The following is a 24,894-nucleotide window of genomic DNA, read 5'->3' on the forward strand; positions in this document are numbered from 1 at the left end:
GCTGATGGGGGGCGCTGTGGGCACGACGACGAGCGAGCGCGAGTCCGACGCCCTGTTTAGCGAGATTCTCGCCGACAGGCTGATCAGCAGCAGGTTCCAACCCATTGTCGAGCTCGACTCCGGCACCGTCGTCGCCTATGAGGCCCTCAGCCGGGGTCCGGTCGACACCGTGTTCCACAATCCGGTCGCGCTCTTCGACCGCGCCCACGAGCTGGGCCGGGTCGGCGATCTCGACCTGGCCTGCTGGCTGTCAAGCGTGCACACCGCCACCGAACAGGGCTTCACCACTCCGCACACGCTCTTCGTCAATGTGGAGCCGGGATCGCTGCGCCGTGCCGACCTCACCACTGCACCGCATCCGCCGGCGCCCGCTGTGCTCGAGGTCACCGAACGCGCACTGATGAACGACCCGGCCGGACTGTTCTACGCCATCGACCGGGCCCGGGCGATGGGTTACCGCATCGCCGTGGACGACCTCGGCGCCGATCCGGCCTCGCTCGCCCTGCTGCCGCTGCTGGCGCCCGACCTGATCAAGCTCGACATGGCGCTCATCCGTGAGCGTCCCGACCAGGACGCCGCCCGGGTGATGAGCGCCGTCGCCGCGCACGCCGAACGCACCGGGGCCGTGGTGCTTGCCGAGGGCATCGAGACCGAGGAACACCGCGTGACCGCTCGCGCGCTCGGAGCCACCTACGGGCAGGGCTGGCTCTTCGGCCGCCCGGTGGCCGAGGTCCCGAACGCCGCCGCACTCGCCGGGATCAGCTTCCCCGGTGACCCCTCGGCGTCGCTGCCGACCAGCGGCACCCCGTACAGTGTGGTGGCTCCGCTGCGCACCTCCCGGTCGTCCAACCGGGCGTTGCTGGTGCAGATGAGTATCTTCCTGGAATCGCGGGCACTGGCCAGCGGCGACTCGGCCGTGGTGCTCTCGACGTTCCAGCACCACCCCAACCTCACCCCCGCCACCCGGCGACGCTACGAGACACTCGCCGAGACGGCCGGCTTGGTGGCGGTCTACGTCGCCGGGGATGCCGGCCTCGACGGAGCCAACGGCATCCGCGTGGCCCAGATCGACCCGACCGACCCGTTGCTCGACGAGTGGGACATCGTGGTGCTCACCGCGGATTTCGCCGCCGTCCTGGCCGCCCGCGAGGTCGATCCCGACAACCACGGCGAGGGCGCGTACGAGTTCGTGCTGACCCACGACCGTGACCTCGCCACCGCCGCCGCCCTCACCCTGATCAGCCGGCTCAGCTCACCGCCGTCGCCAGCGGGCGGTCGTACCGGGGGCGCCGCACCAACAGCGGGCTGACGTCGCCGGCGACGTTGTGCGGCGCGCGTCCTCGTTCGAACACGATGCCCGGCTCGGTGGAGAGCAGGCCGGCCGGGCCGCCGCCGACCACGGCGAGGGTGCAGGCGAGGGTCGACGTCACACTGAGGTGGGTGCCCTCGCGCAGGCCCAGCACCGGCACGTCGTTCTCGTCGAGGAACTCGGTCAGGCGGGTTTCCCGGGAGTCTCCTGCGTGGGCCCCGACCAGGTCGGCGTCCACGTAGTGCGGGTTGATCTGGAACGGCACCAGGCCGAGCGCCTCGAACGACTCCGGCTGCACGATGGGCATGTCGTTGGTGGTGCGGATGCTGGGCGCGGTGATGGTGGCGCCGGCGCTGGATCCCAGGTAGGGCAGACCGTTCTGCACCCGCGCGCGGATGACCGGCATCAGTCCGAGTCGCTGCAGGGCGGCGAGCAAGCGGAAGGTGTTGCCGCCGCCGACGAAGAGCGCCTGCGCTGACGCGACAGCGGCGACAGGGTCGGCGGCCTCGTGCAGGCTGCGCACCCCGATGCCGTGCGGCTCGAATGCGGCCCGCACGGTCGCCGTGTACGCTTCGTGGTCACCGCCGGCGAAGGGCACGAAGGTGATCTCGGTCACCCCGTTCAGGAAGGCGAGGATCTCGGGCAGCGCGTGCTCGAGGTAACCGTGGCCGGGGCTGGTGCAGTTGGCAAGGAGGAGCAGTTGCATGGGATCCTTCCGATCGGGATGATTCTCCGGCGCGCCCGTCGTGAGACCCGATACGGCCCATTCCGTCGCTCGAAAGGTGATCCTACCTTCCTCCGCAAGGGGCCCAGGGGGGTCCGGGTTCCTAGGATGGGATCACGCCCATCGACCACGGAGGTCATCATGTCTGCCATCGACTCGCAACTGCCCGAACTGCCGTCATCCGTCGAACTGGGGATGGGTCAGGGCGGCCTCGCCGTGGCCCGCGTGTTCGCCCGCGCCGGCACCGCCGAGATCTACCTCCGCGGCGCACATGTGAGCGCCTGGGCGCCCACCGGCGGCAGCCCGGTGATCTGGATGAGCGAGCAGAGCGAATACGCGCCGGGGGTGCCGCTACGCGGCGGGGTACCGATCTGCTTCCCCTGGTTCGGTGCGCACCCCACGGATGCCACAGCCCCGTCGCACGGGTTCGCCCGCCTGGCCGACTGGCGGCTCGCCGAGGCGCGCGAAGCCGGCGATGACGTGGTGCTGGTCTTTGTGCTCACCGACACGGAGGCCACCCGGGCGTCGGCCTGGCCACACCGGTTCGAGGCGCGTTACACGGTCACGGTCGGTGCCCAGCTGGCGCTCTCGCTGCAGGTCACCAACCTCGACACGGCGCAGCTGAGCTACGAGGAGGCCCTGCACACCTACCTCGCCGTCGCCGACATCCGCCAGACCGAGGTGTCGGGTCTGGAGGGCGCCCCGTTCACCGACCGCCTCACCGGCCCGCGCCCCGCCGAGAGCGAGCCGGTGCGCTTCGATGCCGAAACCGACCGGATCTACCTGGACAGCACGGCCGCCACGACGGTGACGGATACCGCAACCGGCCGGCAGATCACCATCACGAAGCAGGGCTCGGCGAGCACCGTCGTGTGGAACCCGTGGATCGACAAGGCCGCCGCGATGGCCGACTTCGGCGACAACGAGTACACCGGCATGGTGTGCGTGGAGACCTGCAACATCCGCGACAACGCGATCACCCTGGCGCCGGGTGCCGGCCACGAGATGAGCGTGCGGTACTCGGTGGCCTGAGCCGGGCGGCGGATGCGGCTCGGCCCGGCTCGGCTCGGCTCGGCCCGGCGCCGCGGCAGGCGCCGCGTGGCGCCCCGGCCGACGTCGCACACGGTAGGCGCGCTCCCCCTCTCCGGCAAGGTGCCGGCCGGAGCTGACCCGCCCGCCGCACCACACCACACGGCACGGCACCGCACCGCACGGCACGGCACCGCACGGAATTCCCCGACCGGTCGGGACGTTGCCTCCTGTGATGCCTATTTCCAGCGAAGCCCTGCCCGTTCCAGATCCCGACACCGCCGGCCCCACCGGCACCCCGAGCCAGCCCGGTCGCACCGCCCTCGTCGCGGGCGCAAGCGGCATCGCCGGATCGGCGCTGGTGGACCTGCTCACAGCCGAGGGCTGGAGCGTCATCGCCCTCTCCCGCACCCCCGTCGCCGCGCGGCCCGGCGTGATCCCGGTCAGCGCCGACCTCCGCAGTGTCGACTCGCTGCGCACCGCCCTGGCCCCACACTCGCCCACCCACGTGTTCTTCACCGCGTGGCTCCGACAGGACACCGAGGCGGAGAACATCGTCGTCAACTCCGCCATGGTGCGCGACCTGCTCAGCGCCCTGGCCGAGGCCTATGGCCAGGGCGAGGTTCCCGACACCCCGTTCCACGAAGACGAACCGCGCCTGTCGGTGGAGAACTTCTACTACGCGCAGGAGGACGAGCTCTGGGCCGCCGCCCGGGCGCGCGGCTTCACCTGGTCGGTGCACCGCGCCCACACCGTGATCGGCCACGCCGTCGGCAACGCCATGAACATGGGCTCCACGCTGGCCGTCTACGCCGCCATCTGCAAGGAACTGGATCGCCCGTTCATCTTCCCGGGGTCCGAGACCCAGTGGAACGGCGTCACCGACATGACCGACGCCGGCCTGCTCGCCGACCAGATGGTCTGGGCCGCCACCACCCCGGCCGCCGCGGACACCGCCTTCAACATCGTCAACGGCGACACCTTCCGCTGGCGCTGGCTCTGGCCGCGCCTGGCCGCTCACTTCGGCGTCGCGCCGGAGGGCTTCGCCGGCGCCCCGCGGCCGCTCGAAACGCAGATGACGGATGCCCAGCCGGTCTGGGACCGCATCGTGGCCGGCCACGGCCTCGTCGAGTCCGACCTGACCCGGCTGGCGTCCTGGTGGCACAGCGACGCCGACCTCGGTCGCACCATGGAGGTGTTCGCCGACATGGGCCGCAGCCGGGCGGCCGGCTTCACCGGTTACCGCAACACCGAGCAGGCGTTCCTGGACCTGTTCGCCAGGTACCGCGCCGAGCGTCTCATTCCCTAGGCGGATCCGCCGGAGCGAGCCGGCCGATAGTGTCCAGGCATGATCGTTTCGGGAATCGTCCTCATGCTCGGCGGCATCCTGGTGGCGGCGGTCAGCGAGGCCGCCGCTCGCGGGCGACTCGGGGTCAACTCGGTGGCGGGCATCCGCACGCGCGCCCTGATGATGTCCGAGGCGGCCTGGATCGCCGGCCACCGGGCCGCCCGGATCCCGGTGGGCCTGGCCGGACTGGTCATGTTCCTCACCGGCGCCGCCGTCCTCGCGCTGCGTCCGGACGAGGACACGACCGGACCCCTCGTGCTCGCGGCCGCGGTCGTGGCAGTGGTCCTCGTCCTGATCGGTGCGGCCGTGGCAACCCCGGCCGCGCACCGCGCGCTTGAGCTCGTCGACGAGGACGAGCAGCACTAGCGGCTCAGGACGCCAATCGCTCGGAGGCGCCGGCGCCGACTCTGTCAGCGGCACGTCCGGGCTCGGTGATCTCCGCCCACACCGCATCCAGCGAGAGCCCGAGGACCTCGGCGATCGCCGCAATGGTCGGGAACGCCGGAGTCGCGATTCGGCCGGACTCGATCTTCCTAAGGGTCTCCGGCGAGACGCCGGCAGCCAGCGCGGTGTGCAGCATCGAAACCTCCCCCCTGGCCGAACGCAGGAGGGCGCCGAGGCGCGCTCCACGGTCGAGCTCTGCGGGTGTGAGCGGCAATCTGACCATGACACCGATTCTACCGGGATAATATGGCCGGTATAGTTATTGGTTTCCCGCGAAAGGTGCCACATGATCGAGATCCTGACCCCCACCGAACTGACCCGAGCGCGAGAGTCGGGCGCCCTGGTCGCCGACATCCTGCACACGCTCAAGCGCCGCAGCACGGTGGGGACCAACCTCCTGGACCTCGACAGGTGGGCGCAGGCCATGATCGTCGAGGCCGGCGCATCGTCCTGTTACGTCGACTACGCGCCATCCTTCGGCCGCGGGCCGTTCGGCCACTACATCTGCACGTCAGTCAACGACGCGGTGCTGCACGGGCTGCCCCACGACTACGCCCTGGCCGACGGGGACCTGCTCACTCTCGACCTCGCCGTGTCCACCAACGGGATCGCCGCGGACTCGGCCATCAGCTTTCTCGTGGGCGACTCGAAGCCCACTGAGAGCGTCACGATGATCGACGCGACCGAACGAGCCCTGGCCGCCGGGATCGCCGCCGCCGCGCCAGGAGCGCAGATCGGGGATATCTCCGCCGCCATCGGCTCCGTCCTCAGCGCGGCGGGCTACCCGATCAACCTGGAATTCGGCGGTCACGGCATCGGATCGACCATGCACCAGGACCCGCACGTGTCGAACGATGGGCGACCCGGCCGCGGCTACCGACTGCGCCCCGGCCTGCTGCTGGCCCTGGAACCGTGGGTCATGGTGGACACGGCTGCGCTGATCACCGACGCCGACGGCTGGACCCTGCGCAGCGCGACGGGCTGCCGCACGGCACACAGCGAGCATACGATCGCGATCACCGAGGACGGCGCCGAGATCCTCACCCTGCCGACGCGGACGAACTCGAGAGGCCCCGCGTTTACATGAGGTGATCAGGAGACTTCGGTAAACTACCCTGAGGTGAGCTGGGAAGTCTGGTCAGCATTCGCATGACCGACCCCAAACCCTCTGGAGTGCCTTGCCACACGACACCCCCATTCCTTCCGCCCCGCAGACGGTTCCCTCGCGCGGCAGCTACCGCGAGAAGCTCCGCATCGGCGAGATCCTGCGCAAGGAGACCGTCGGCGGCTTCCTGCTGGTCTTCGCGGCCGCCGTCGCGTTGATCTGGGCCAACTCGCCCGCCGCAAACAGCTACTTCGCCCTGCGCGATTTCCGCATCGGCTATGAGCCGTGGCACCTGGAGCTGAGCCTGGGCGCCTGGGCGGCCGACGGGCTGCTGGCGATCTTCTTCTTCCTGGTGGGCCTGGAGCTCAAGAAGGAGTTCGTGGCCGGTGACCTGCGCTCACCATCCCGGGCGATCGTGCCCGTCGCCGCCGCGATGGGCGGCGTGGCCGTGCCCGCGCTGTTCTATGCCGGCGTCAACCTGGTCAGCCCGGAGACCCTGCAGGGCTGGGCTATCCCCACGGCCACCGACATCGCCTTCGCGGTGGCGGTTCTGGCCATCGTGGGCTCGCACCTGCCCAGCGCCCTGCGCATCTTCCTGCTCACCCTGGCCGTGGTCGACGACCTGCTGGCCATCTCGATCATCGCCGTGTTCTACTCCGACGACGTGCAGTTCGGCCCGCTGCTGCTCGCCCTGATCCCGCTGGTCCTGTACACCTTCCTGGCACAGAAGTACCGGCGGTTCTTCGCCGAGCGGGCCTGGGCGGCCTGGTTGATCCTGCTGCCGTTGGGCTTCGCCACCTGGGCACTCGTCCACGCCGGTGGCATCCACGCCACCGTGGCCGGTGTGCTGCTCGGCTTCGCCGTGCCGGTCATCCACCGCCGCACCCGCCCGGGCGTGGCCGCCGAGGAGGGGCCCGGCCTGTCGGAGACCTTCGAACACCGGTTCCGCCCACTCTCGGCCGGTTTCGCCGTGCCGGTTTTCGCGTTCTTCTCCGCCGGCGTCACCGTGGGCGGCTGGGACGGCCTGGTGGGCGCCCTCACCGACCCCGTAGCGATCGGCATCATCGTGGGCCTCGTGCTCGGCAAGCCCGTGGGCATCGTGGGCACCACCTGGCTGATGACCAGGCTCACCCCGGTGAAACTCGATCCGGCGCTCCGCTGGATCGACCTGATCGGCGTGGCGGTTCTGGCGGGCATCGGCTTCACGGTGTCGCTGCTCATCGCCGACCTGAGCTTCGGTGCCGGCTCTCTCACCAACGACCACGCCAAGGTAGGTATCCTCGTGGCGTCGATCACCGCCGCCCTGCTCGCCTCGGTGATCCTGCGTGCCCGCAATCGCCTCTATCGCCGCATCGAACAGGCCGACGCGGTGGATGCCGACGCTGACGGCATCCCGGATGCCTACCAGCAGGGCGAACCCGACCGCACCCCGGCCGACTGACGCCGACGGGCCGGCGCCGACGGGCCGGCGCCGGCCGGGTCAGGCGTTCAGGGAGTACATGCTGAGCGCGTTGCCGTCCGGATCGGTGAAGTCGAAGTAGTCCACGGCCCCCGGCACGTGCTCGAGAGTGCCGAGAATCACGCCCAGCCCGGTGAGGCGTTCGTACTCGGCGGAGGCGTCTGGCACGCCCAGCCGCAGGGTGACCTGGGCGCCCGAGCGCTTCGGCGGCTCCTCGCTGAGTTGCAGGTCGATGGGACCGACCACAAATTCGATCACCCCTGGGGCCGGTTCCACCGAGGGAGTGGACACCTCGAACACCCGCCGGTACCAACGCTCGGCGGCCGGCAGATCGCGAACGGGCAGGCCTACGGTTACGCTCGTCACCTTCATACCGGCCATCTCAGCGCGTGGCCGGCGCGCGCGCAAGGGCCCGCACCCGCGTGAGCGGATGCGGGCCCCGAGCGCTGCCGGCTACGCGGCTACTCGTAGCGGAGCGACTCGATGGGGTCCTGACGAGCGGCACGGAGCGCCGGGATGGTGCCGGCCAGGAACGCCAGGCCCATGACCACCAGTACGATCGTGGCGAGCGCCGCCGGGTCGAACGCCACCAGAGTGAGCCCGGGCAGGTCGGCCAGCAGGGTGTCGGCCAGCAGCGCGTTGGCGCCGGTGCCGGCCAGCATGCCCACGGCGACACCGAGCGCGCTGCCCATCAGGCCGATGAACACGGCCTCCAGGCTGAACAGGCCGAAGATCTTGCCGCCGCCCAGGCCCATGGCCTTCATCAGGCCGATCTCCCGGGTGCGCTCCTGCACGCTCATCAGCAGCGTGTTGACGATGCCGAAGCCGGCGGCCAGCAGGGCGATCACGGCGAAGGCGTTGAGCACCAGCACGATGCCGTCGATGACGGCCTTGAAGGAGCCGATCTGGTCTTCCACCGTGGTGCCGGTGTAGCCCAGGTCGGTCAGGTCGGCCTTGAGCGTGGCCAGGTCGGCCTCGCTACCGGTCGGATCGAACCGGACGACGGCCTGCGCGTAGCTGTCCTTACTGGTCTCGGACAGGCCAACGCTCTGGGCGTCGTAGAGCGCCTCGGTGAGCACCTCGTTGGCCGTGAACGCCGTCGAGCCCGTCAGGCCTTCCTCTGAGACGCCGACGATGGTGGCGGTCAGCTCGGACTGGGTTCCCGTGACGTCGGTGATGGCCAGGGTGAGCGTGGCGCCCAGGGCGTCGGCGTCATCCGCGAAGCCCAGGGGCGCGACGAACGAGACCGGGATGGCGACCTGGTAGTCGCTGCTTTCCGCGTCGGGTTCTGCGCCCGCGGCGAGGTCCAGCGCCATGCCGGGGATGAAGCTCCCCACGTTGGCCTCGTAGGCGGTGCCGTCGGCCACCTGGACGAAGTCGGGCCTCACGCTCAGCTGCGGCTGGACGGAGAGGACGCCGTCAACGGCGCCGATCGTGTCGAGGTCGTCGGAGGTGAGCGCGATCAGGCTGGATCCCGGAGCGCCGGGTGGCGAGTTCGGGGAATCGATGGCGACCGCGGAGGGATCGTACTCGACCGGACCATCCGTGCTGTCTTCGGCCGCCTTGGTGACCGTGATGACGTCGTCGGCGCCGATCGAGGCGACAGTCGTGTCGATGTACTGGTTGATTCCCGTGCCGACCCCGCTGGTGAGGGTGAGGGTGAACGCGCCGATGAAGATCGAGAGCACCGTGAGGGTGGTGCGGGTCTTGCTGCGCAGGCTGTTCCTGACGGCCGAGCGGATCAGGTCGAAGGCGTTCATGCGCGCACCTCCCCGGTGCTCGTGGCCGAGGCCGGGGTGGCGGGCACCGCGTGGAGGCTGTCGACGATGAGGCCGTCGCGGATGTACACCCGACGGTCGCAACGCGTCGCGAGGTCTTCGTCGTGGGTCACGATGATCAGGGTGATGCCGTTGTCCTTCTGCAGCGAGAACAGGATGTCCTCCACGACCTTGCCGGTGGCGGAGTCGAGGTTGCCGGTGGGTTCGTCGGCGAAGATCACGCTGGGATTGTTCACCAGCGCCCGGGCGATCACCACCCGCTGCTTCTGGCCGCCGGAGAGGTCGGTGGCCTTGTTCTTGGCCTTGTCGGCCAGTTCCAGCTGCTCCAGGGCCGCCATCCCGCGGCGTTTGCGTTCGGCGCCGCCGATGCCGGCGATCTGCAGCGGCAGTGTCACGTTGTCGAGCACGCTGGTGTTGGGGGTGAGGAAGAACTGCTGGAACACAAAACCGAAGGTCTCGTTGCGGGTCTGGTTGACGACCTTGCCGCTCAGCGCGCTGGCATCGCGGCCGCTGAGCTCGACAGCACCGGAGCTGGGGTTGTCGAGCAGCGCCAGCAGGTGCATCAGGGTGGACTTGCCCGACCCGCTCTTACCGACGATGGCGATGGACTCGCCCTGGTGGATGTCGAGCGAGACCCCCTTGAGGGCGTCGAACCGGGTGGCGCCGCGGCCATACGACTTGTGTATGTCGCGGGCGGCGAGAATGGGCACGGTCATGGCTGGGCTCTCCTGTGGATGCGGCGGGTGCCGCTGTGTTGTGCGGGCTGCGCGTCGGCGGGCAGCGGGGGTTGGCGTGCCGTTCAACCGGCCACTTCGCGACCGGCCCAACGACACGACTCCAGTCTTCCGGACGTGTCCAGGCCCCGGCGTCCTCCGGCCGTAGGAACCTGCCGGTACCGCCGCTGACACGGTTTCTGCCGGTGCCGGCCCCGGCGTACCACCAACGCAGTACGCCGGGCACCCGCGCCAGCGGGCTGCCTCCGCCCGGATCGATTGACAGAATGGGTCTGACCCGATCCGCGGGCGGGAGGAACAGTATGCCGAGCCAGCGCACGCGTGCATCCGAGACCGGCCCCGGCCTGCCGCTCCCCCGCCGCGGCAGTGCCGATCCGGCCCCTGGCACCTTTTCGCCGTTGTCGCGGCTGCCGTTCTGGCTGCGCGACCTGCTCGCGGTTCTGCTCGTACTCGGCCCCGGTTTCGCGGGCACCGACTTCAGCGGCACCGTGTTCTCGAGCCCCGCCGCCGCTGTGCTGGTGGCTGCCTCGGCCGGGTCGATGTTGTTGCGCCGGCGAGCACCGCTGGTCGGCGCATCCGTGGCCGTGGTGGCCTGCGTGCTCGGCCTGGCGGTGGATGGGCCGATCGTGTCGTATCTGCTGGCCGTTCTGGTCGGGGTGTTCACCGTGGCCGCGCGGATGCCCCGGCGCACCTCGCTGCTCTTCTCCGGCTGCACCGTGGTGCTCCTGGCCGCCGCCACCCTCGCCTTCCTCGACTCGTCCTGGCACGACGCCCGCGCGATGCTGCAGCTGGCGGCGTTCGTGGGGTTCGCCACCGCCGCCGGCGATGCAAACCGGTCGCACGCCGCCTATATCCGGGGCATCACCGAGCGGGCCCGCCGTGCCGAGGAGACCAAGGAGTCCGAGGCCCTGCGCCGGGTGGCGGAGGAGCGCCTGCGCATCGCCCGCGACCTGCACGACCTGCTCGCGCACCAGATCGCGGTGATCAACCTGCACTCCAGCGTCGCCTCCCAGGCGCTGCCCGACCGGCCGGACGACGCCGAGACGTCGCTGGCCACCATCCGTGCGGCCGCCCGCACCGTACTCGGCGAGATCGGCAGCCTGCTCAACGTGCTGCGCGCCACGGATGCCGGCGGCACCGGCCTGGCGTCGGCTCCCGTCGCCGGGCTCGCCGACCTGGAACCGCTGTTGATCGACTTCGAACGCAGCGGGCTGCGCGTGGAGCACCGGCTGGCCGGCACCCCGAGACCGCTCCCCGGCGCCGTCGACATGGTGGCGTTCCGGGTGGTGCAGGAGGCGCTGACGAATGCGCATAAACACGGCGCCGACCACACCGCGTTGCTGCACCTGGACTACCGGCCGGCGGGCCTGGAGATCACGGTGACCAATACCGTGGCCGCGCAACCCCGCGTCGGATCGGCGGCGGCGGACACCGCGGCCGGCGCCGGGCACGGTCTGCTCGGCGCCAGGGAACGAGTGGGGTCGGTGGCCGGCCGGCTCACCGCCACCAGGGGCCCCGGCCCGGTCTTCAGGTTCACCGCCTGGCTGCCCACCGATCCCGCCGACACCATGACACCGGCCGGTGCCGACGCACCTGTTCCGAGAGAACCCGCAGACCCCCGACCGAATGGTGCCTCATGATCTCCGTGGTTCTCGCCGACGACCAGTCCCTGATCCGCACAGCCGTGGCCGAGCTCGTGTCGCACGAGCCCGGCTTCAGCGTGGCCGGGCAGGCCGGCAACGGGCGCGAAGCCGTGGATCTGGTGCGGGCGCTGCGCCCGGACATCGTGCTGATGGACATCCGGATGCCCGTGATGGACGGCATCCAGGCGACCGCGGCGATCTGCGCCGACCCAGAGCTGGCCGGCACCCGCATCATCGTGCTCACCACCTTCGAGGAAGACGAGTACGTGCTGCAGGCCCTGCGCGCGGGCGCCAGCGGATTCGTCGGCAAGGGAACCGAGGCGCCCGACCTGATGAACGCCATCCGCACGGTGCACGGCGGCGACGCCCTGCTCTCGCCGCGCGCCACGAAGGCCCTGATCGACAGGTACACGGCGCCCGTCGAGCCGGCCGCGCTCTCGGTTCCGCCGGCACTGGCACTGCTCACCGAGCGGGAGCGGGAGATCCTGCTGCTCGTGGGCCGCGGCCACGCCAACAGCGCGATCGCCGAGGAGCTGGTGATCTCCCCGCACACCGCCAAGACCCACGTGAACCGCATGATGACCAAGCTCGGCGCGCACGACCGTGCCCAGCTGGTGATCGTCGCCTACGAGTCGGGCCTGCTCGTGCCCGGCGGGACGGCGTAGCCACCCGCGGGCAACTCGCCGTCAGCGGTAGTGCTGTTCGCCGCGGGCGGCCTTCTCGACCACGTCCCGGATACGTGCGGCCCGCACCGCGGGGGTTTTGATGTTGGCCAGCCGGAAGTAGATCCGGAACCGGTCCACCTTCGTCAGCGAGGCCAGGTACGCGGCCGCCGCCGGGTCGGCGTCCAGGGCCGCCTGCAGGTCCGTCGGGGCGACGGCATCCCGTTGCCGGTAGGCGGCGTCCCACCGGCCATCCGCCTGGGCCCGCTCGATCTCCGCGATCCCGGCCGGCCGCATCCGCCCCTCGTCGATGAGCCGCGCCACGTGCTCCCGGTTGATCTGCGACCACGGGCTGTTCTTGCGTCGCGGTGAGAAGCCGGTGAGAGTGTAGTCGTCATCGAGCCGGTTGGTCTGACCGTCGATCCAGCCGTAGCAGAGCGCCACGTCCAGGGCCTCCGACCAGGTCATTCCCGAAGCTTTCGAGTTCTTCTTACGCAGCTTCAGGCGCACGCCGCCGTCATCGGGCTCGCCGGCCAGGTAGGCCTCCCATTCCTGAACGGTGACGTCGAGGATGACTCGGTCCTGCATTCCCACCATGCGCTTATTTTACGGATGCTCGCGCAGTGCATTTCTCCTGACTTCGCGGCGCCCGCGGCGTAGCATCGGCCGTGGCGGGCACCGCTGACGGCATCGGGATGGGCCCGGGCCCGGTCTCCCGCGAAGGAATGGTGTGACGATGACGAACACGACCATGCAGATGATGGAAATGCACATGAAGGACATGCCCATGCAGGGGATGGACATGATGCTGATGCAGGAATGCATCGAGGCGTGCTCAGCCTGCGAGCAGGCCTGCACGATGTGCGCGGACTCGATGATGGGTGAGGGTATGGCGACGGGGCGAAGCCTGTGCGCCACCATGGCCGACCTGGCCGGCACCATGATGCGTGCGATGCTGCGCCCGAACGGGATGCACATGGAGGGCATGATGGCCATGCACACGGCCACCATGACGATGGCGACCGCCTGCGCCGAGGAGTGTATGAAGCACGCCGGCATGAGCGAGGACGCTCGGATGTGCGCCGAGGCGTGCCGTCAGTGCGCGATGGCCTGCCAGAAGATGATGGACGCCATGACCGGGATGATGCCCACGAGCTGACCCGTGACCGAACCGACCGCTGCGAGTGGGCCGCTTGGAGGGCTGAGTGCCGGGAGTGCTGACTAGAGCCGCACGACGCTGACACGGCTGCGGCCGCTCGCGAGCACGTTGTAGACGGAGTGCAACGCCACCGGCGCTCCGGCGCTGAGGTGCGCCGTCAGGTCGGCGTGGTTCCAGACCCACACCGTGGCTGTGTCGCTGTCGGCGGCGGTGTCGTCGGGTCCGAACAGGGCGATCCCGATCCACCCGTCGGACGTCGCACGCAGCACGATGCCGTCGGCCCACTTGCTCGGGGTGGCCTCGGCGACCCTCACGTGGATGGGTTGGGTCGCGTGGCCGGCTCCGTGGTTGACGCAGCCATCGCCACCCGTGCTGTTGCACTGCAGGATGTGCAGCGGTTGCGTGATCATTGAGCCTCCTTCACGATCGGCGTTCGTTGCCTCGAGTGTAGGTTCGCGATTTTGGGCTGTCACGCCGGTGCCGTCACAGAACGACACAGACTACGAGCGATCAGCACCCGACGGGGAACCCGGAACCAGTCGCGGCACCAACCCCACCAGGATCACCATGCCGACCAGCTCGACCAGAGTCTGCGTCACCACGGCCAGCGGCGCCAGGGCCAGGGAGGCCGGCAGGGCGAGGGCCAACGGCAGTACCACCAGCGAGTTGCGGGTGGCGCCGCTGAAGATCAGGGCGCGGGAGGCCGGCACGTCGAGGCCGGCGAGCCGGGCGGCGACCAGACCGACCCCGACCAGGATGACCAGGAAGGCGACGTAGAGCGGGACGAGGGTGAGCAACGCCGCGGCCTGGGCCCCCACTGCTGCCAGCTGCGACCCGACGACCACCGCGAGGGTGGCCATCATCAGCGGCACCATGAGCGCCTGCAGGAGGGTCACGATGGCGCGGGCCGCCCCGGCCACCCGTCGCCTGCGGGCACCGAACTGCACCGCCGCCGCGGCGGCGAGGGGCAGCACGATCAGGGCCAGGAACGCCTCGACGAACGGGCCCACCTCGATCAGCGCCACCGCGGCAGGCCCGGCGAACAGCGTCAGGTAGACCGGCAACAGCACGATCTGCAGCAGCATCAGCAACGGCGTGGCGGCCAACAGCTTGTCGCGGGCCCCACCGGCCAGCCCGGTGAACACGATCACATAGTCCACGCACGGGGTGAGCAGCACCAGCAGCACCCCCAGGAGCAGGGCCCGGTCGGCGGCGACGAACCGGCTGAGGCCGAAGACCACCACGGGTACGATCCCGAAGCTGACCGTGAGGACGGCACCCACAAAGCGGAGGTCCAGGAACGATCGCCCGACGCTCACGAGCGGCACACCCAGGAAGGTGGCGAACAGCAGCAGCCCGAGCAGCGGGGTGATGGCGACCGAGAGCATGGGGGCCGTGCCGGGGGCCAGCCAGCCGACCAGGGCGCCGAGCGCTATCGCGGCCAGGTACAGCGCCACCTGGCGGTGTTCCAGCCGCTGCACGATCCCCGCCATGCTCCCACCCTAGAGGCGGGCGAGAGGCCGGGCGGATACGGCGACGCCGGGTCACCGGCCCGCCCAGGTGTCATCGTCGCTGCCTATAGTGGTGGGATGACTACCGACAACACGAAGAACCCGAAGATCCCCGACGGCTCCACGGAGGTCAGCAGCGAAGAGACCGAACGCACCGAGAAGCTCGCGGACGGATCGCAGAGCGACGACAGTTCCCCGACCGAGGACGACACAGCGTCCGGCGGTCCGGCAGACTGACCTGCCGCCTGACCTGCCGCGCCGTTCCCGGCGCCCCACAGCCGCAACCCGGCACGACCCACGCCATACGTTCCGCCAACAGAATCGGTAACACTCGCACCATGATCGACGGCTCCCCCGACTTCCGCGACAGCGGCCTGCAGTTCCCCGATTCCTTCGTCTTCGGTTCCGCGACGGCCTCGTATCAGATCGAGGGTGCCGTCGACGAAGACGGCCGCGGCCCCTCGATCTGGGACACCTTCTTGCACACTCCGGGCGCGGTGCAGAACGGCGACACCGGCGATGTGGCCGACGATCATTACCACCGGCTCGAAGCCGACCTGGACCTGATCCAGAGCCTGGGCCTGGACGCGTACAGGTTCTCGATCGCCTGGCCGCGCATCCAGCCGACCGGTCGCGGACCCGTGAACGCGGCCGGCCTTCACTTCTACGAACGACTCGTCGACGGACTCATCAAGCGCGGCGTGACCCCGGTGGTCACCCTGTACCACTGGGACCTGCCGCAGGCTCTGGAAGACGAGGGCGGCTGGACCAACCGCGACACCGCATACGCGTTCGCGGACTACGCGCGCCTCGTCGGCGCGGCACTCGGCGACCGGGTGCCGGTGTGGACCACCCTCAACGAACCGTGGTGCTCCGCCTTCCTCGGCCACGGCTCCGGCGAGCACGCACCTGGCCGGCAGGACAACGCCGCCGCCCTGACCGCCGCGCACCACCTCAACCTGGCCCACGGGCTCGGTGTGAGTGCGCTGCGGGAGGTCGTGCCCGCGACCGCGCAGATCTCGGTCACCCACAATCTGCACGTGATCCGCGGGGACGCCGACTCGGTGCGGCGAATCGAGGCCGTGGGCAACCGGATCTTCACTGGTCCGATGCTGCACGGCGCCTATCCCGCCGACCTGATCGAGGACACCGCCGCCATCACCGACTGGGCGTTCGTGCGGCCCGGCGACGAGGAGCTCATCCACCAGCCGCTCGACGTGCTGGGCATCAACTACTACAACACCACCCTGGTGGGGCCGGCCGCGGGAGCGGCCCACGCGGCAGACTCGGCGGCGGGAGCCGCCTCGCGCGCTTCGGCCTTCCCCGGCACCGACGACATTCCCCGGCTCGACCAGCCCGGCCCGTTCACCGAAATGGACTGGAACATCGAACCCAGCGGGCTTCTGCAACTCCTCGAGGCGATGCGGGACGAGTTCCCCGGCCTGCCGCTGATGGTCACCGAGAACGGGGCGGCGTTCGAGGATGTCGTCACGATCGACGACCAGGGCGTGGCAGCGGTGCACGACGACAACCGGGTGGACTACCTGCGTCGGCACTTCACGGCGGCGCATCGTGCCATCCAGAACGGCGTCGACCTGCGCGGCTACTTCGTCTGGTCGCTGATGGATAACTTCGAGTGGGCCTACGGGTTCTCGAAGCGATTCGGTATCGTTCGGGTGGACTACGAGACCCAGGAGCGCACCCTCAAGGACAGCGCCCTCTGGTACCGCACGCTGATCGAAACCCGCCGGCTCCCCTAGCCGTTCGGGGCCGAGCGGTCCTCGTCCTTCGGATTCCGGCGCAGGTGCACGTCGGTGATGGTGACGTTCACCGCGACGATGTTCAGCTCGGTGTGGTGCAGCAGGGACGTCGTGATGGCCTCCCGCAGCTGCTGCGCGGTCTGCGGCATCCGCTCGCCCCAGAACATGCTCGCCTCGACGTTCACCGTGACCGGGCTGCCGGGGGTCGCCACGTCGCCCTCCAGGCGGCAGTGGCCGATGAAGGTGCCGGCGACGGCGTCGCCGGCCGAACGGATCAGGCCCCTGACGGCGCCTTCGGTCAGGCTCAGGTCGGCCTTGGGCGAGGGGTGCGAGACCGGGATCGAGCGTCCCGCCCTGGCCTCCCGGTGGATGTTGCTGAGGATGCCGGTGACCCAGCTGTCGTCGCGTTCGGGCTCGGACGCGACGTCGTCGTCGAGGATGTTCTTGGCCATCGCCCGGAATCGGGTGAGCGCGTCGAAGGCGATCCGATTTTCCGGTGCCCGGTTCAGGAAAGCGTCCGTCGGCGACTCGCCGCGGTCCATGATTTCGCTGAGCTGCTCGAGGAGGTCTTTGTCGGCGTCGTCGTCGTGACGTGATGTCATCGCCATTCCTCCATCTCCTGCATCAGCTTCTGCCTGGCCCTGGCCAGGAGACCGCGAACCGTCGACGGAGGCAAATCAAGTTCCTCGGCGATCTCGGCGTAACTGTGCCCGCCAATCTCCCGCAGCGTCCAACACTGCCGCTGCGCTTCGCTCAGAGTACCGAGTGCACGCGTGAGCCGCTCGCGCTGCGATGCCGCTTCGGCCCTCTGGTGGGGAGATTCCGACTCCGGTGCCGGCGCATCCCATTCACCCAGGGGCTGGTCCTGCTTACGCGCACGGATGCGGTCGATCGCCTTGCGGCTGGTGATTCTCATGAGCCAGGCCTTCGTGGCGGCGGGGTCCTGCAACTCGGGCAGACGTTCCCAGGCGGTGATGAAGGTCTCCTGAACCACATCGTCGGAATCGCTGTTGGAGCCCAGAATGCGAGTGGCATAGGCGCGCATCAGCGGCCCGTGGCGGCGGACGAGCACCTCGAAGGCGCGCAGGTCACCATCCGCGGCACGGGCGGCGAGTATCGAGTCTGCGGCGTCGCCGAGGGGCGCACGCTCCATCGACCCCGTACCTGCCACCGGAGACCTCTCTCTACTCACGACCGATCTCGCCGACGGATTTCGTGACGAACCGGCCGTGAGATGCGTCTGAACAGTATCAATGAGAATCGGCAAGAGAAAAATCGCCCACCGCACTCTTCGTGCAGCATAGTGACTATCTCACCATCCAGCTTTATTGTCACAGCAGTTCCGCGCCAGCGCGGTCGACGAGCACAGGAGCCCGCCTCATGACCAGCCTCACCCCCGATATCGGTTCGGTCCGCACCGATCTGCCCGCCGGCACATCGCGCGGCAGCACCGTCATCAACGATGCCGTTGTCGCCAAGATCGCCGGCCTCGCCGTCCGCGAGGTCACCGGTGTGCACGCCCTCGGCGGCGGCGCCGCTCGCGCCCTCGGTGCCATCCGCGATGCGATCGGCAGCACCGACCGCAGCCAGGGCGTGAGCGTCAAGGTCAACGGGCCGCACGTCGCCGTCGACCTGAGCATCGTGGCGGAGTACCCGCTGCCGCTGCAGCAGGTCGCCGACGATGCCCGGACCGCGATCATCGACGCCATCGAGACTCTCGTGGGCCTGGACGTCACCGAGGTCAACGTCACCATCAACGACGTGCACCTGCCTGACGAAGCCGACGAGCCCGACGAGGTTTCGCAGCCATGAGCGGTTCGAGCGTTACCGTCACCCCGCACGGCGCAAACCGCATCACCGCGCGCGCGATGACCAGACTGGTCTCGGCCGTGGCCGCCGACGCCCTCGCCGTGCAGCCCAGCCAGGTCAAGGTCGACGTGGCCGACGCGGCCGGCCGCCTGGACCTCACCGTGCGCACCCCTCTCCGCCTGCTGCCGCTCGACCGGGGCGAGACGGATACGTCGGTCGACGATGCCCTCGACCGGACCGAACGCGCGCAGCACGACATCCGCGGCACCGTGGCCACCCTCACCGGGGCGGACATCGCCGGGGTGACCGTGCGCCTCACCGGCGCCGGCAGTCGACCGCCCACACCGGTGGACTGACCTCCCTCCCTCCCTCCGCACGACACCACAAAGGAACACCACGCCATGACCCGCACGATCCCCTCCTCGGCCCCCGGCACGCTCGCAGCGCGCCAGGCCGTTGCGGCACTGCAGCTGCGTCACCCGGCGGGCCGGGCCACCCGGTCCACGTACACTCAGCAGCCGAGCCGGGAGATCCCCTCGTCATGGTCGGTCGTTGCCATCGCGCTGGCTTCGGTCATCATCGCCGGATGCCTCTACTTCGGCGCCGAACTCGTCCTCGCGCTGCTCGACCGGCCCGCGCTGATCGCTGCCCCCGGCGATGTCCTGCGCTACCTGGGCCAGGTCAACCTGAGTACACCGGTCATGGTGATCCTGGTGGCGGGCGTTGGCACTGTGCTCGTGCTGGCGGCGCTGCTGCCCGAGCGTCAGGAACGACCCGAGGTTGAGGCCATCACCTACGACTCGTTGCGCCCGACCCTGCTGCCCACGGTCATGATCCGCCGCATGGACCTGTGACCGACCCAACAACCAATCCGACCATCCCGAACCACCCCCAAGAGAAAGAGAGAACACGATGAGTGCATCAGACAAGGCCGAGAACACCGCCCAGGACCTCAAGGGCAAGGCCAAGGAAACCCTCGGTAAGGTCACCAACGACGACTCCAAGGTCGCGGAGGGCCGGTCAGACCAGGCCGGCGCCAACCTCAAGCAGGCCGGCGAGAACGTCAAGGACGCGTTCAAGAAGTAGGCTCCTACCGGTCACCCGACCGGCGCCGCCGGATTCCCGGTTGTGCCGGTCGGACAGACCGCGTTCACGTGCATCTGGGCCGTCGCCGCCTCCGCCGTCCAGGGCAGCTCAAGCCCCGCATCCGATTGCCCCTCCGATACGGGCATCTCCGCAGCGATAGCCGCCAGGCGCTGCGCCAGGGCCAGGGCGAACTCCGCACCCGCGCTGGAATCGTTCACCATCACCACCACGGTCAGGCCGCTCTCCGGGTCGGAGAGCGTCGCCGACAGGAAACCGGGGATCGCGCCGCCGCCGCCGCGCATCGGGCCTAGCTGCTCCGCCCCCAGCCCGTATCGCCGCCACTGGGGGGCGCCCTCTTCCCGCACGCTCCGCCACTGCTGTTCCGCTGCGTCTGGGGAGAGTAATCCTCCGGTGGCCAGCGCCTGCGACCAGGTCTTGAGATCAGCCAGGGTGGACACGGCCCCGCCGGCCACGCCGCTCATGGAGTTGGACAGCTGCGTCACATCGACCGGACGCGTGCAGGCCGGGGTGCCTTCGGTGTCGAGAGCGGCGGCCCATCCCCGCGGGTGGTCGCCCGGCAGGTCGAAGTCCTGCGGATCGGGATACGACGTGTCGCGCAGCCCCAACGGCTCGAACACGTACCGTCGGTAGAGTTCCGGCCAGCTGTCGCCCGTCGCCTCTTCCAGCGCCATCCCGAGAAGTTGCACACCGGCGTCGGAAGGGTTCCACACCCGACCGGGCTGTCCGGTCCTGGTGGATCCGAGCCCGCCGGAGACGAGTTCGAGGGGCGGCCACTGTCGGGTGGGATTGTTGACGAACTGCGGCTCGAGGTTCGGGTCGCCGAGGCCGGCGGTGTGCTGGCACAGCTGACGCAGGGTGATGCCCTGCACCCCGGGCAGGCGGGTCAGGTATGACGACACGAGGTCGTCCAGGCCCACGCGCTTCTCATCCACGAGTCGGAGCAGCACCGTGCAGGTCATCGCGCCCGTCAGGGTGCCGATGCGAAATCGCATGTCGGTGGTGAGCGCCCCGCCGCCGGCCGGACGGCCGGTGATGGGGTCGATGCCGGCGCCCACGGCACCCGGGGTCGCCAGCCACTGCCCCGCCCACGGCGCCCACACGCCGGCGATAGCGCCGGTCGCGCCGGCCAGGTCCATTCCCTCGACCAGTGCGGCGTCGAGCGAAGCGACGGTCTCGGTGGCCAGTGCGCCCGACGCCGTGTCCGGGCCGATGGGAAACAGTGCCGCCGCATCCACGCAACCCGGCAGGGGAAGCACCAGGGTCACCGTCAGGAGTGCCACCGCGGCCACCCCCGGCCGCCGCCGGCGCCGCCGGTGCCGCCGGCCCAGCGCGTTCAGCCGGCTCAGTCCACTCAGCCGGCTCAGCCGGCTCACGGTGCCGGTTCGGCTCCGCGGAAGTCCTCCCCGCTGTCGTGCCTTTTGACCTGTCATGACGACCCGCTGCCCATCCCGTGCCCCCTGCATTCCACCCCCGCGGGGAATGCCGGAAGAGCCCATTGCCGGGAGTGTACCCAGGGCGCGCGCCCGTCGCGCCCGCGGCGCCGAGAAGCCCAGTCGGTGCAATACTGGGCGCATGATCCGCGTAGGGACGGGTCGCTCGCGCGGCTTCACGGCCCGACGACTCGGCACAGTGCTTCTCGTAACGGTCGGCGCCGCGGTGACGCTCACCGCCTGCGGAGTACCGCTGATCCCCACCCTTGACCCGACGGACACCCCCACCGCCCTCCCCTCCGCAGCCCCGGTGCCCACGCCCACGCCCACGCCGTCGAGCGTCCCCTCGCCCGAGCCGACCGGCGGTCCCGGTTCGCCGGGGTCGCCGGGTGAACCGGGTGCCGCATCCGCGTGCACCACCGACAGGCTGTCTTTCGCCCTGCAGGAACGCCCGGCCGACAGCGGCGCGGGCAGCTTCTTCTGGGACCTCTCCGTGACCAACTCCGGCGCCGTCGCCTGCACCGCCAATGGATATCCCCGCGTGCAGTTGGTGTCCGCAGACACCGGTCAGCCCATTGGTGCCGCTTCGGGCCTGGAACCGCGTGCGACGCCATCCGCCGTGCTGCTGCAGCCGGGCGATTCGGCGTTCAGCCTGCTGCACCTTACCCGGGCCGGAGTGTACGGCTGCCCACTCATCCCGGTCACCGAGCTCGCCGTGACGCCGCCGAACACCGACCAGAGCAGCCGGGTCGCCACCCCCAACCCCATCGACGGCTGCGCAGACCCCGCCATCCAGCTCGCGCGAACCGGCGCCTTCGCAGCGAGTCCGGTGGTCTTCTAGCCCGCGCTCATTCCGTGACCCCACCGGCCAACCCCTCGACGTCGGCCGCGAAGAACGCCTCTTCACCCCCGCACAACGCATCGCCCTAGCCGCCCGAGACGGCGGCTGCCGATGGGGCGACTGCGACAAACCACCCACCCTCACCGAAGCCCACCACATCCAACACTGGGCCCGTGACCACGGCAGCACCGACCTCCGGCTCGGCATCCTGCTCTGCAACCCCCACCACCGACTACTACACACCCGAGGCTGGCAAATCCTCGAACACCAGGACCAATACTGGCTACGACCACCGGCAACCATCGACCCCGGCCAAACACTCATCGAAATGCCCAGCAAGAACCCAGCCACGCAGTGAGCACCCGTGGCCTTCATATGGTTGGGCCGGATCGATGGGTTGTCCGGGAGGGGGTCAGGCGCCCTCGACGGCGGGGGTGACGCGCAGGCCCTCCATGAAACGGAGCACGTTCTCGTCGACGATGATGTCGCTCGGGCGCAACGGCCGGGTGAGGTAGAGGCCGTTCAGGCTGGTCAGCCGGCTCAGCGCCACATAGGTCTGGCCGGGGCTGAACACCCGGGTGCCGAGGTCGACGATCGCCCGCTCGTAGGTGGCGCCCTGCGACTTGTGGATCGTGACCGCCCAGGCCAGCCGCAGCGGGAACTGGGTGAACTCGGCCACGACGTCCTTGCTGAGCTTCTTCGTCGCCGCGTTGTAGGTGTACTTGAACTTCTCCCACACCGTGGGCTCCACCTCGTGGGTGGTGCCGTCGATGTCGACGTACACGGTGGAGTCGACCCGTGTCACGGTGCCGATGGTGCCGTTCACCCAGCGCGGACCCCCGTCGAGCGGGTTGTCGTTGCGGAGGAACATCACCTGGGCACCGACCTTGAGTTCGAGAACCTCGTCGGCCGGATAGGTGCGTCCACCGAAGTCGCCGGTGACCTCGGCTTTGGCCGAGAGGGACTTGCCGGACAGCCGCTTGAGCGCGGCAGCGTTGATGCGATTGACCGCGTCATTGCGGGTGGCCAGCGTGATGACTCCCTCGCTCGGCGGAGTGCGGGCACCCGCACCGTTGAGTGCCCCACCGATCTCGGGCGTCACCTGGCCATAGCGCACCGCATTGAGCATCGTCTTGAAGCCGGCGTCGTGCTGGCGGTGGATCTCGGTGAGTTCGAAGATCTTCAGCTCGGCGCTCTGCCACACCTTCGCGTCGAAGAACCACATCGAGCGGTAGGTGTCGGCGAAGTAGGCACGTTCCTCGGGGTCCCCCGGCACCGGAGCGAGCTGGTACGGGTCGCCGAAGAGCACGATCTGCACGCCGCCGAAGGTATCGTGCGGGCGTTGCCTGGCCTGACGGAGGCTGCGGTCGATGGCGTCCATCAGGTCGGCGTTGACCATGGAGACCTCGTCGATGACCACGGTGTCGATCGTGTTGAGCAGCTTGCGCAGTTGATCGTTCTGGTCGATCGCGTGATCGGCGATGACGCCGATCGGCAGCCGGAACAACGAGTGCAGGGTCTGACCGCCCACGTTCAGGGCGGCGACGCCGGTCGGCGCCGCGATGACGATCTGCTTACTGGTATTCCAGGAGAGGTGGTTGAGCAGCGTGGACTTACCGGTTCCGGCCCGACCGGTGACGAAGACGTTCTGCTTGGTGCCCTCAATGGCGGCGAACACCTCGGCCTGCTCGCGCGAAAGCGGAATTTCGGGGGGAAGCGCGGTCACAGGGAACTTTCGGTGGGATGCGGGGCGATGCGGCGCGAAGGCACGAGGAGCATCGCGTTTCCCTTCCACTGTAACCGTCCGGCCGGGCCCACAACCCGCGCCCCGGCCTGCCGGTGGATAACTCACCGAGCTCGGCCCGGTGCACCGGTCAGCCCGGCCCGCATCAGGCGGCGCAGCCGCACCGAGCTTGGAGGTGGTCCCCGTAGGATGTGGAGGTGAGCTACGGGGTCGGTAACGGGGAGCGGCGGGCGCGCTATCTGCGTGCCACGCTTGCGGTCTGCGTTATCTGCGCCCTGCTCGGCGCCGCCCTGGTCGCCACCATCGGCGCTCTCAACCGCGATCTGTACAGCGCCGGCGGGTTCGTGCGGCAGTACCTCGACGCGCTGGCCACGCACAACACCGACACCGCGCTGGCACTTCCCGGCGCCGAACCGACGGATGCCGACCTCGAAGCGGCCGGTCTCCCCCAAGACCTGCCGCGCACTCTGCTACGTCCGTCGGTGCTGGGCTCGATCACCGACATCGAATTCGTCAGCGACACGGCCAGCTCCGCGGACAGCGAGGTGGGCCAGAAGAGCCAGCACACCGTGGTGTTCGACTTCCGACTGGACGGCACCGAGACCTCGATGGAGTTCACCGTGGAACGCCTCGGCACCGTTGCCGGTCTGTTCAGCACCTGGGGCTTCGCCGCGAGTCCCCTGGCGGTGCTGCAGGTGACGGTGCTGCACGAGGCCGACTTCTCGGTGAACGGACTCACCCTCGATACCCGGGCCCATGCCGCGGCCGACGCACCGATCACGTTCTCGAACCGGGGTGCGTACTTGGCCTTCGCTCCTGCGGTCTACGACATCTCCCACGATTCGACGTTGCTGACCGCGCCCGTGCAGAGTGTGCCCGTCGTGGCCTCCGGTGCCGCCGACGTCACGGTGGACGCGGCGCCCAACACGACCTTCACCGGCCAGGTGCAGACCAAGCTCAATGAGTTCCTCGACGAGTGCGCCACCCAGCAGGTGCTGCAACCGTCGAACTGCCCCTTCGGCATCGAGATCGACAACAGGGTCAAGTCCGCCCCGGCATGGTCGATCGCGCAGTACCCGGAGGTCGTACTCACCGCCGGCGAGACGGCCTTCGACATGCCCAGCACCGGTGGCCAGGCTCACATCGTGGTCGACGTGCAGTCCCTGTACGACGGCGATCTGAGCACCCGCGATGAGGATGTCCCGTTCTCGGTGGCCCTCTCCGTCACGATCCAGCCCGACGGCGCCCTGGCCATCCAGCTGCGCTAGCGGCGGGTGCCGGCTCCGGGCCCGGTCCGG

29 protein-coding genes are annotated in these 24,894 nt (G+C 69.6%); 17 read left to right on the forward strand and 12 right to left on the reverse strand.

From position 1 onward, the window contains the following. Positions 1-16: 16 nt before the first annotated feature. On the forward strand, positions 17-1,309 hold the full coding sequence (locus B7495_RS17455) for an EAL domain-containing protein (protein WP_168195346.1): 1,293 nt from the start codon (positions 17-19) through the stop codon (positions 1,307-1,309). Here the strand turns inward: B7495_RS17455 and pepE are convergent. Beyond that, positions 1,248-2,015 carry a dipeptidase PepE gene (gene pepE / locus B7495_RS17460; protein WP_088457713.1) on the reverse strand — a complete coding sequence of 256 codons (768 nt, stop codon included), beginning with the start codon at positions 2,013-2,015 and terminating at the stop codon, positions 1,248-1,250. The two genes, B7495_RS17455 and pepE, sit on opposite strands and share 62 nt — an antisense overlap. 159 nt (positions 2,016-2,174) lie before the next feature. Here pepE and B7495_RS17465 point away from each other — a divergent pair, with 159 nt between their 5' ends. The 3 genes from B7495_RS17465 (at position 2,175) to B7495_RS17475 (ending at position 4,776) form a co-directional block, all read left to right on the forward strand. Then, positions 2,175-3,065 (forward strand): D-hexose-6-phosphate mutarotase, encoded by an 891-nt coding sequence (locus tag B7495_RS17465; RefSeq protein ID WP_166788990.1) that lies wholly within the window; start codon positions 2,175-2,177, stop codon positions 3,063-3,065. Between the two features lie 232 nt (positions 3,066-3,297). Continuing rightward, the gene (locus tag B7495_RS17470) at positions 3,298-4,371 is read left to right on the forward strand and encodes an SDR family oxidoreductase (RefSeq protein ID WP_088457715.1); all 1,074 of its coding nucleotides are present in this window, start codon (positions 3,298-3,300) and stop codon (positions 4,369-4,371) included. Between the two features lie 39 nt (positions 4,372-4,410). After that, on the forward strand, positions 4,411-4,776 hold the full coding sequence (locus B7495_RS17475; RefSeq protein WP_088457716.1) for an SdpI family protein: 366 nt from the start codon (positions 4,411-4,413) through the stop codon (positions 4,774-4,776). Between the two features lie 4 nt (positions 4,777-4,780). Here B7495_RS17475 and B7495_RS17480 read toward each other — a convergent pair whose 3' ends face one another. Next, entirely contained in the window at positions 4,781-5,077 is a 297-nt protein-coding gene (locus tag B7495_RS17480) for a helix-turn-helix transcriptional regulator (protein WP_088457717.1), read from the reverse strand. A gap of 63 nt (positions 5,078-5,140) precedes the next feature. On the opposite strand from B7495_RS17480, the gene map reads away from it, so the two are divergent. Then, positions 5,141-5,941 (forward strand): type I methionyl aminopeptidase, encoded by an 801-nt coding sequence (gene map, locus B7495_RS17485; RefSeq protein ID WP_088457718.1) that lies wholly within the window; start codon positions 5,141-5,143, stop codon positions 5,939-5,941. 91 nt (positions 5,942-6,032) lie between these two features. Continuing rightward, entirely contained in the window at positions 6,033-7,400 is a 1,368-nt protein-coding gene (nhaA, locus tag B7495_RS17490; RefSeq protein WP_088457719.1) for a Na+/H+ antiporter NhaA, read from the forward strand. Positions 7,401-7,439: 39 nt separating this feature from the next. Here the strand turns inward: nhaA and B7495_RS17495 are convergent, their stop codons facing one another. The 3 genes from B7495_RS17495 to B7495_RS17505 form a co-directional block, all read right to left on the reverse strand. After that, entirely contained in the window at positions 7,440-7,790 is a 351-nt protein-coding gene (locus B7495_RS17495; protein ID WP_088457720.1) for a VOC family protein, read from the reverse strand. Positions 7,791-7,879: 89 nt separating this feature from the next. Further along, positions 7,880-9,178 carry an ABC transporter permease gene (locus tag B7495_RS17500; RefSeq protein ID WP_088457721.1) on the reverse strand — a complete coding sequence of 433 codons (1,299 nt, stop codon included), beginning with the start codon at positions 9,176-9,178 and terminating at the stop codon, positions 7,880-7,882. Further along, a complete protein-coding gene (locus tag B7495_RS17505) occupies positions 9,175-9,912 on the reverse strand; it encodes an ABC transporter ATP-binding protein (protein WP_088457722.1) in 738 nt (245 codons plus the stop codon). The genes B7495_RS17500 and B7495_RS17505 overlap by 4 nt, the downstream gene beginning before the upstream one ends. A 320-nt stretch (positions 9,913-10,232) precedes the next feature. On the opposite strand from B7495_RS17505, the gene B7495_RS17510 reads away from it, so the two are divergent. Both B7495_RS17510 and B7495_RS17515 read left to right on the forward strand, forming a co-directional pair. Then, positions 10,233-11,570, forward strand: coding sequence for a sensor histidine kinase (locus tag B7495_RS17510; protein WP_168195347.1), 1,338 nt, complete (start codon positions 10,233-10,235; stop codon positions 11,568-11,570). Next, the gene (locus tag B7495_RS17515; protein ID WP_088457724.1) at positions 11,567-12,238 is read left to right on the forward strand and encodes a response regulator transcription factor; all 672 of its coding nucleotides are present in this window, start codon (positions 11,567-11,569) and stop codon (positions 12,236-12,238) included. Before B7495_RS17510 ends, B7495_RS17515 begins: the two co-directional genes overlap by 4 nt. A 21-nt stretch (positions 12,239-12,259) precedes the next feature. Here the strand turns inward: B7495_RS17515 and B7495_RS17520 are convergent, their stop codons facing one another. Further along, positions 12,260-12,832 (reverse strand): YdeI family protein, encoded by a 573-nt coding sequence (locus B7495_RS17520; RefSeq protein ID WP_088457725.1) that lies wholly within the window; start codon positions 12,830-12,832, stop codon positions 12,260-12,262. Positions 12,833-12,971: 139 nt separating this feature from the next. On the opposite strand from B7495_RS17520, the gene B7495_RS17525 reads away from it, so the two are divergent. Beyond that, positions 12,972-13,394, forward strand: coding sequence for a hypothetical protein (locus B7495_RS17525; RefSeq protein WP_088458171.1), 423 nt, complete (start codon positions 12,972-12,974; stop codon positions 13,392-13,394). 62 nt (positions 13,395-13,456) lie between these two features. Here the strand turns inward: B7495_RS17525 and B7495_RS17530 are convergent, their stop codons facing one another. Continuing rightward, the gene (locus B7495_RS17530) at positions 13,457-13,804 is read right to left on the reverse strand and encodes a hypothetical protein (RefSeq protein ID WP_088457726.1); all 348 of its coding nucleotides are present in this window, start codon (positions 13,802-13,804) and stop codon (positions 13,457-13,459) included. A 90-nt stretch (positions 13,805-13,894) separates the two neighbouring features. Further along, a complete protein-coding gene (locus B7495_RS17535) occupies positions 13,895-14,887 on the reverse strand; it encodes a bile acid:sodium symporter (protein ID WP_088457727.1) in 993 nt (330 codons plus the stop codon). 96 nt (positions 14,888-14,983) lie between these two features. On the opposite strand from B7495_RS17535, the gene B7495_RS19180 reads away from it, so the two are divergent. Further along, entirely contained in the window at positions 14,984-15,142 is a 159-nt protein-coding gene (locus B7495_RS19180) for a hypothetical protein (RefSeq protein ID WP_165788003.1), read from the forward strand. A gap of 101 nt (positions 15,143-15,243) precedes the next feature. After that, positions 15,244-16,665: a GH1 family beta-glucosidase gene (locus B7495_RS17540; RefSeq protein ID WP_088457728.1), complete on the forward strand. Its 1,422-nt coding sequence runs from the start codon at positions 15,244-15,246 to the stop codon at positions 16,663-16,665. On the opposite strand, the gene B7495_RS17545 is transcribed toward B7495_RS17540, so the two are convergent. Together B7495_RS17545 and B7495_RS17550 are read right to left on the reverse strand one after the other, a co-directional pair. Then, complete coding sequence (locus B7495_RS17545; RefSeq protein ID WP_166789248.1) at positions 16,662-17,267, reverse strand: Asp23/Gls24 family envelope stress response protein; 606 nt, start codon at positions 17,265-17,267, stop codon at positions 16,662-16,664. The two genes, B7495_RS17540 and B7495_RS17545, sit on opposite strands and share 4 nt — an antisense overlap. Further along, positions 17,264-17,818, reverse strand: coding sequence for an RNA polymerase sigma factor (locus B7495_RS17550; protein ID WP_088457730.1), 555 nt, complete (start codon positions 17,816-17,818; stop codon positions 17,264-17,266). The genes B7495_RS17545 and B7495_RS17550 overlap by 4 nt, the downstream gene beginning before the upstream one ends. 227 nt (positions 17,819-18,045) lie before the next feature. Between B7495_RS17550 and B7495_RS17555 the strand changes: the two genes are divergently transcribed. The 4 genes from B7495_RS17555 to B7495_RS17570 are packed head-to-tail and all read left to right on the forward strand — an operon-like array spanning position 18,046 to position 19,560. After that, positions 18,046-18,477: an Asp23/Gls24 family envelope stress response protein gene (locus tag B7495_RS17555; RefSeq protein WP_088457731.1), complete on the forward strand. Its 432-nt coding sequence runs from the start codon at positions 18,046-18,048 to the stop codon at positions 18,475-18,477. After that, positions 18,474-18,830 carry a hypothetical protein gene (locus B7495_RS17560; protein ID WP_088457732.1) on the forward strand — a complete coding sequence of 119 codons (357 nt, stop codon included), beginning with the start codon at positions 18,474-18,476 and terminating at the stop codon, positions 18,828-18,830. The genes B7495_RS17555 and B7495_RS17560 overlap by 4 nt, the downstream gene beginning before the upstream one ends. Positions 18,831-18,875: 45 nt before the next feature. Further along, entirely contained in the window at positions 18,876-19,328 is a 453-nt protein-coding gene (locus tag B7495_RS17565) for a hypothetical protein (protein ID WP_088457733.1), read from the forward strand. 58 nt (positions 19,329-19,386) lie between these two features. Beyond that, a complete protein-coding gene (locus B7495_RS17570; protein WP_088457734.1) occupies positions 19,387-19,560 on the forward strand; it encodes a CsbD family protein in 174 nt (57 codons plus the stop codon). An 11-nt stretch (positions 19,561-19,571) separates the two neighbouring features. Here the strand turns inward: B7495_RS17570 and B7495_RS17575 are convergent, their stop codons facing one another. Beyond that, entirely contained in the window at positions 19,572-20,954 is a 1,383-nt protein-coding gene (locus B7495_RS17575; protein WP_168195348.1) for a serine hydrolase, read from the reverse strand. Positions 20,955-21,153: 199 nt separating this feature from the next. On the opposite strand from B7495_RS17575, the gene B7495_RS17580 reads away from it, so the two are divergent. Then, a complete protein-coding gene (locus B7495_RS17580; RefSeq protein WP_151199607.1) occupies positions 21,154-21,852 on the forward strand; it encodes a DUF4232 domain-containing protein in 699 nt (232 codons plus the stop codon). A gap of 412 nt (positions 21,853-22,264) precedes the next feature. Here the strand turns inward: B7495_RS17580 and B7495_RS17585 are convergent, their stop codons facing one another. Beyond that, positions 22,265-23,578: an ATP-dependent RecD-like DNA helicase gene (locus B7495_RS17585; protein ID WP_240632306.1), complete on the reverse strand. Its 1,314-nt coding sequence runs from the start codon at positions 23,576-23,578 to the stop codon at positions 22,265-22,267. 215 nt (positions 23,579-23,793) lie between these two features. Between B7495_RS17585 and B7495_RS17590 the strand changes: the two genes are divergently transcribed. Then, on the forward strand, positions 23,794-24,864 hold the full coding sequence (locus B7495_RS17590) for a hypothetical protein (RefSeq protein ID WP_088457737.1): 1,071 nt from the start codon (positions 23,794-23,796) through the stop codon (positions 24,862-24,864). The last annotated feature ends 30 nt before the right edge of the window (positions 24,865-24,894 follow it).

Source organism: Cryobacterium sp. LW097, assembly GCF_002205495.2.
In the GTDB taxonomy this organism is placed as follows: Bacteria; Actinomycetota; Actinomycetes; order Actinomycetales; family Microbacteriaceae; genus Cryobacterium; species Cryobacterium zongtaii.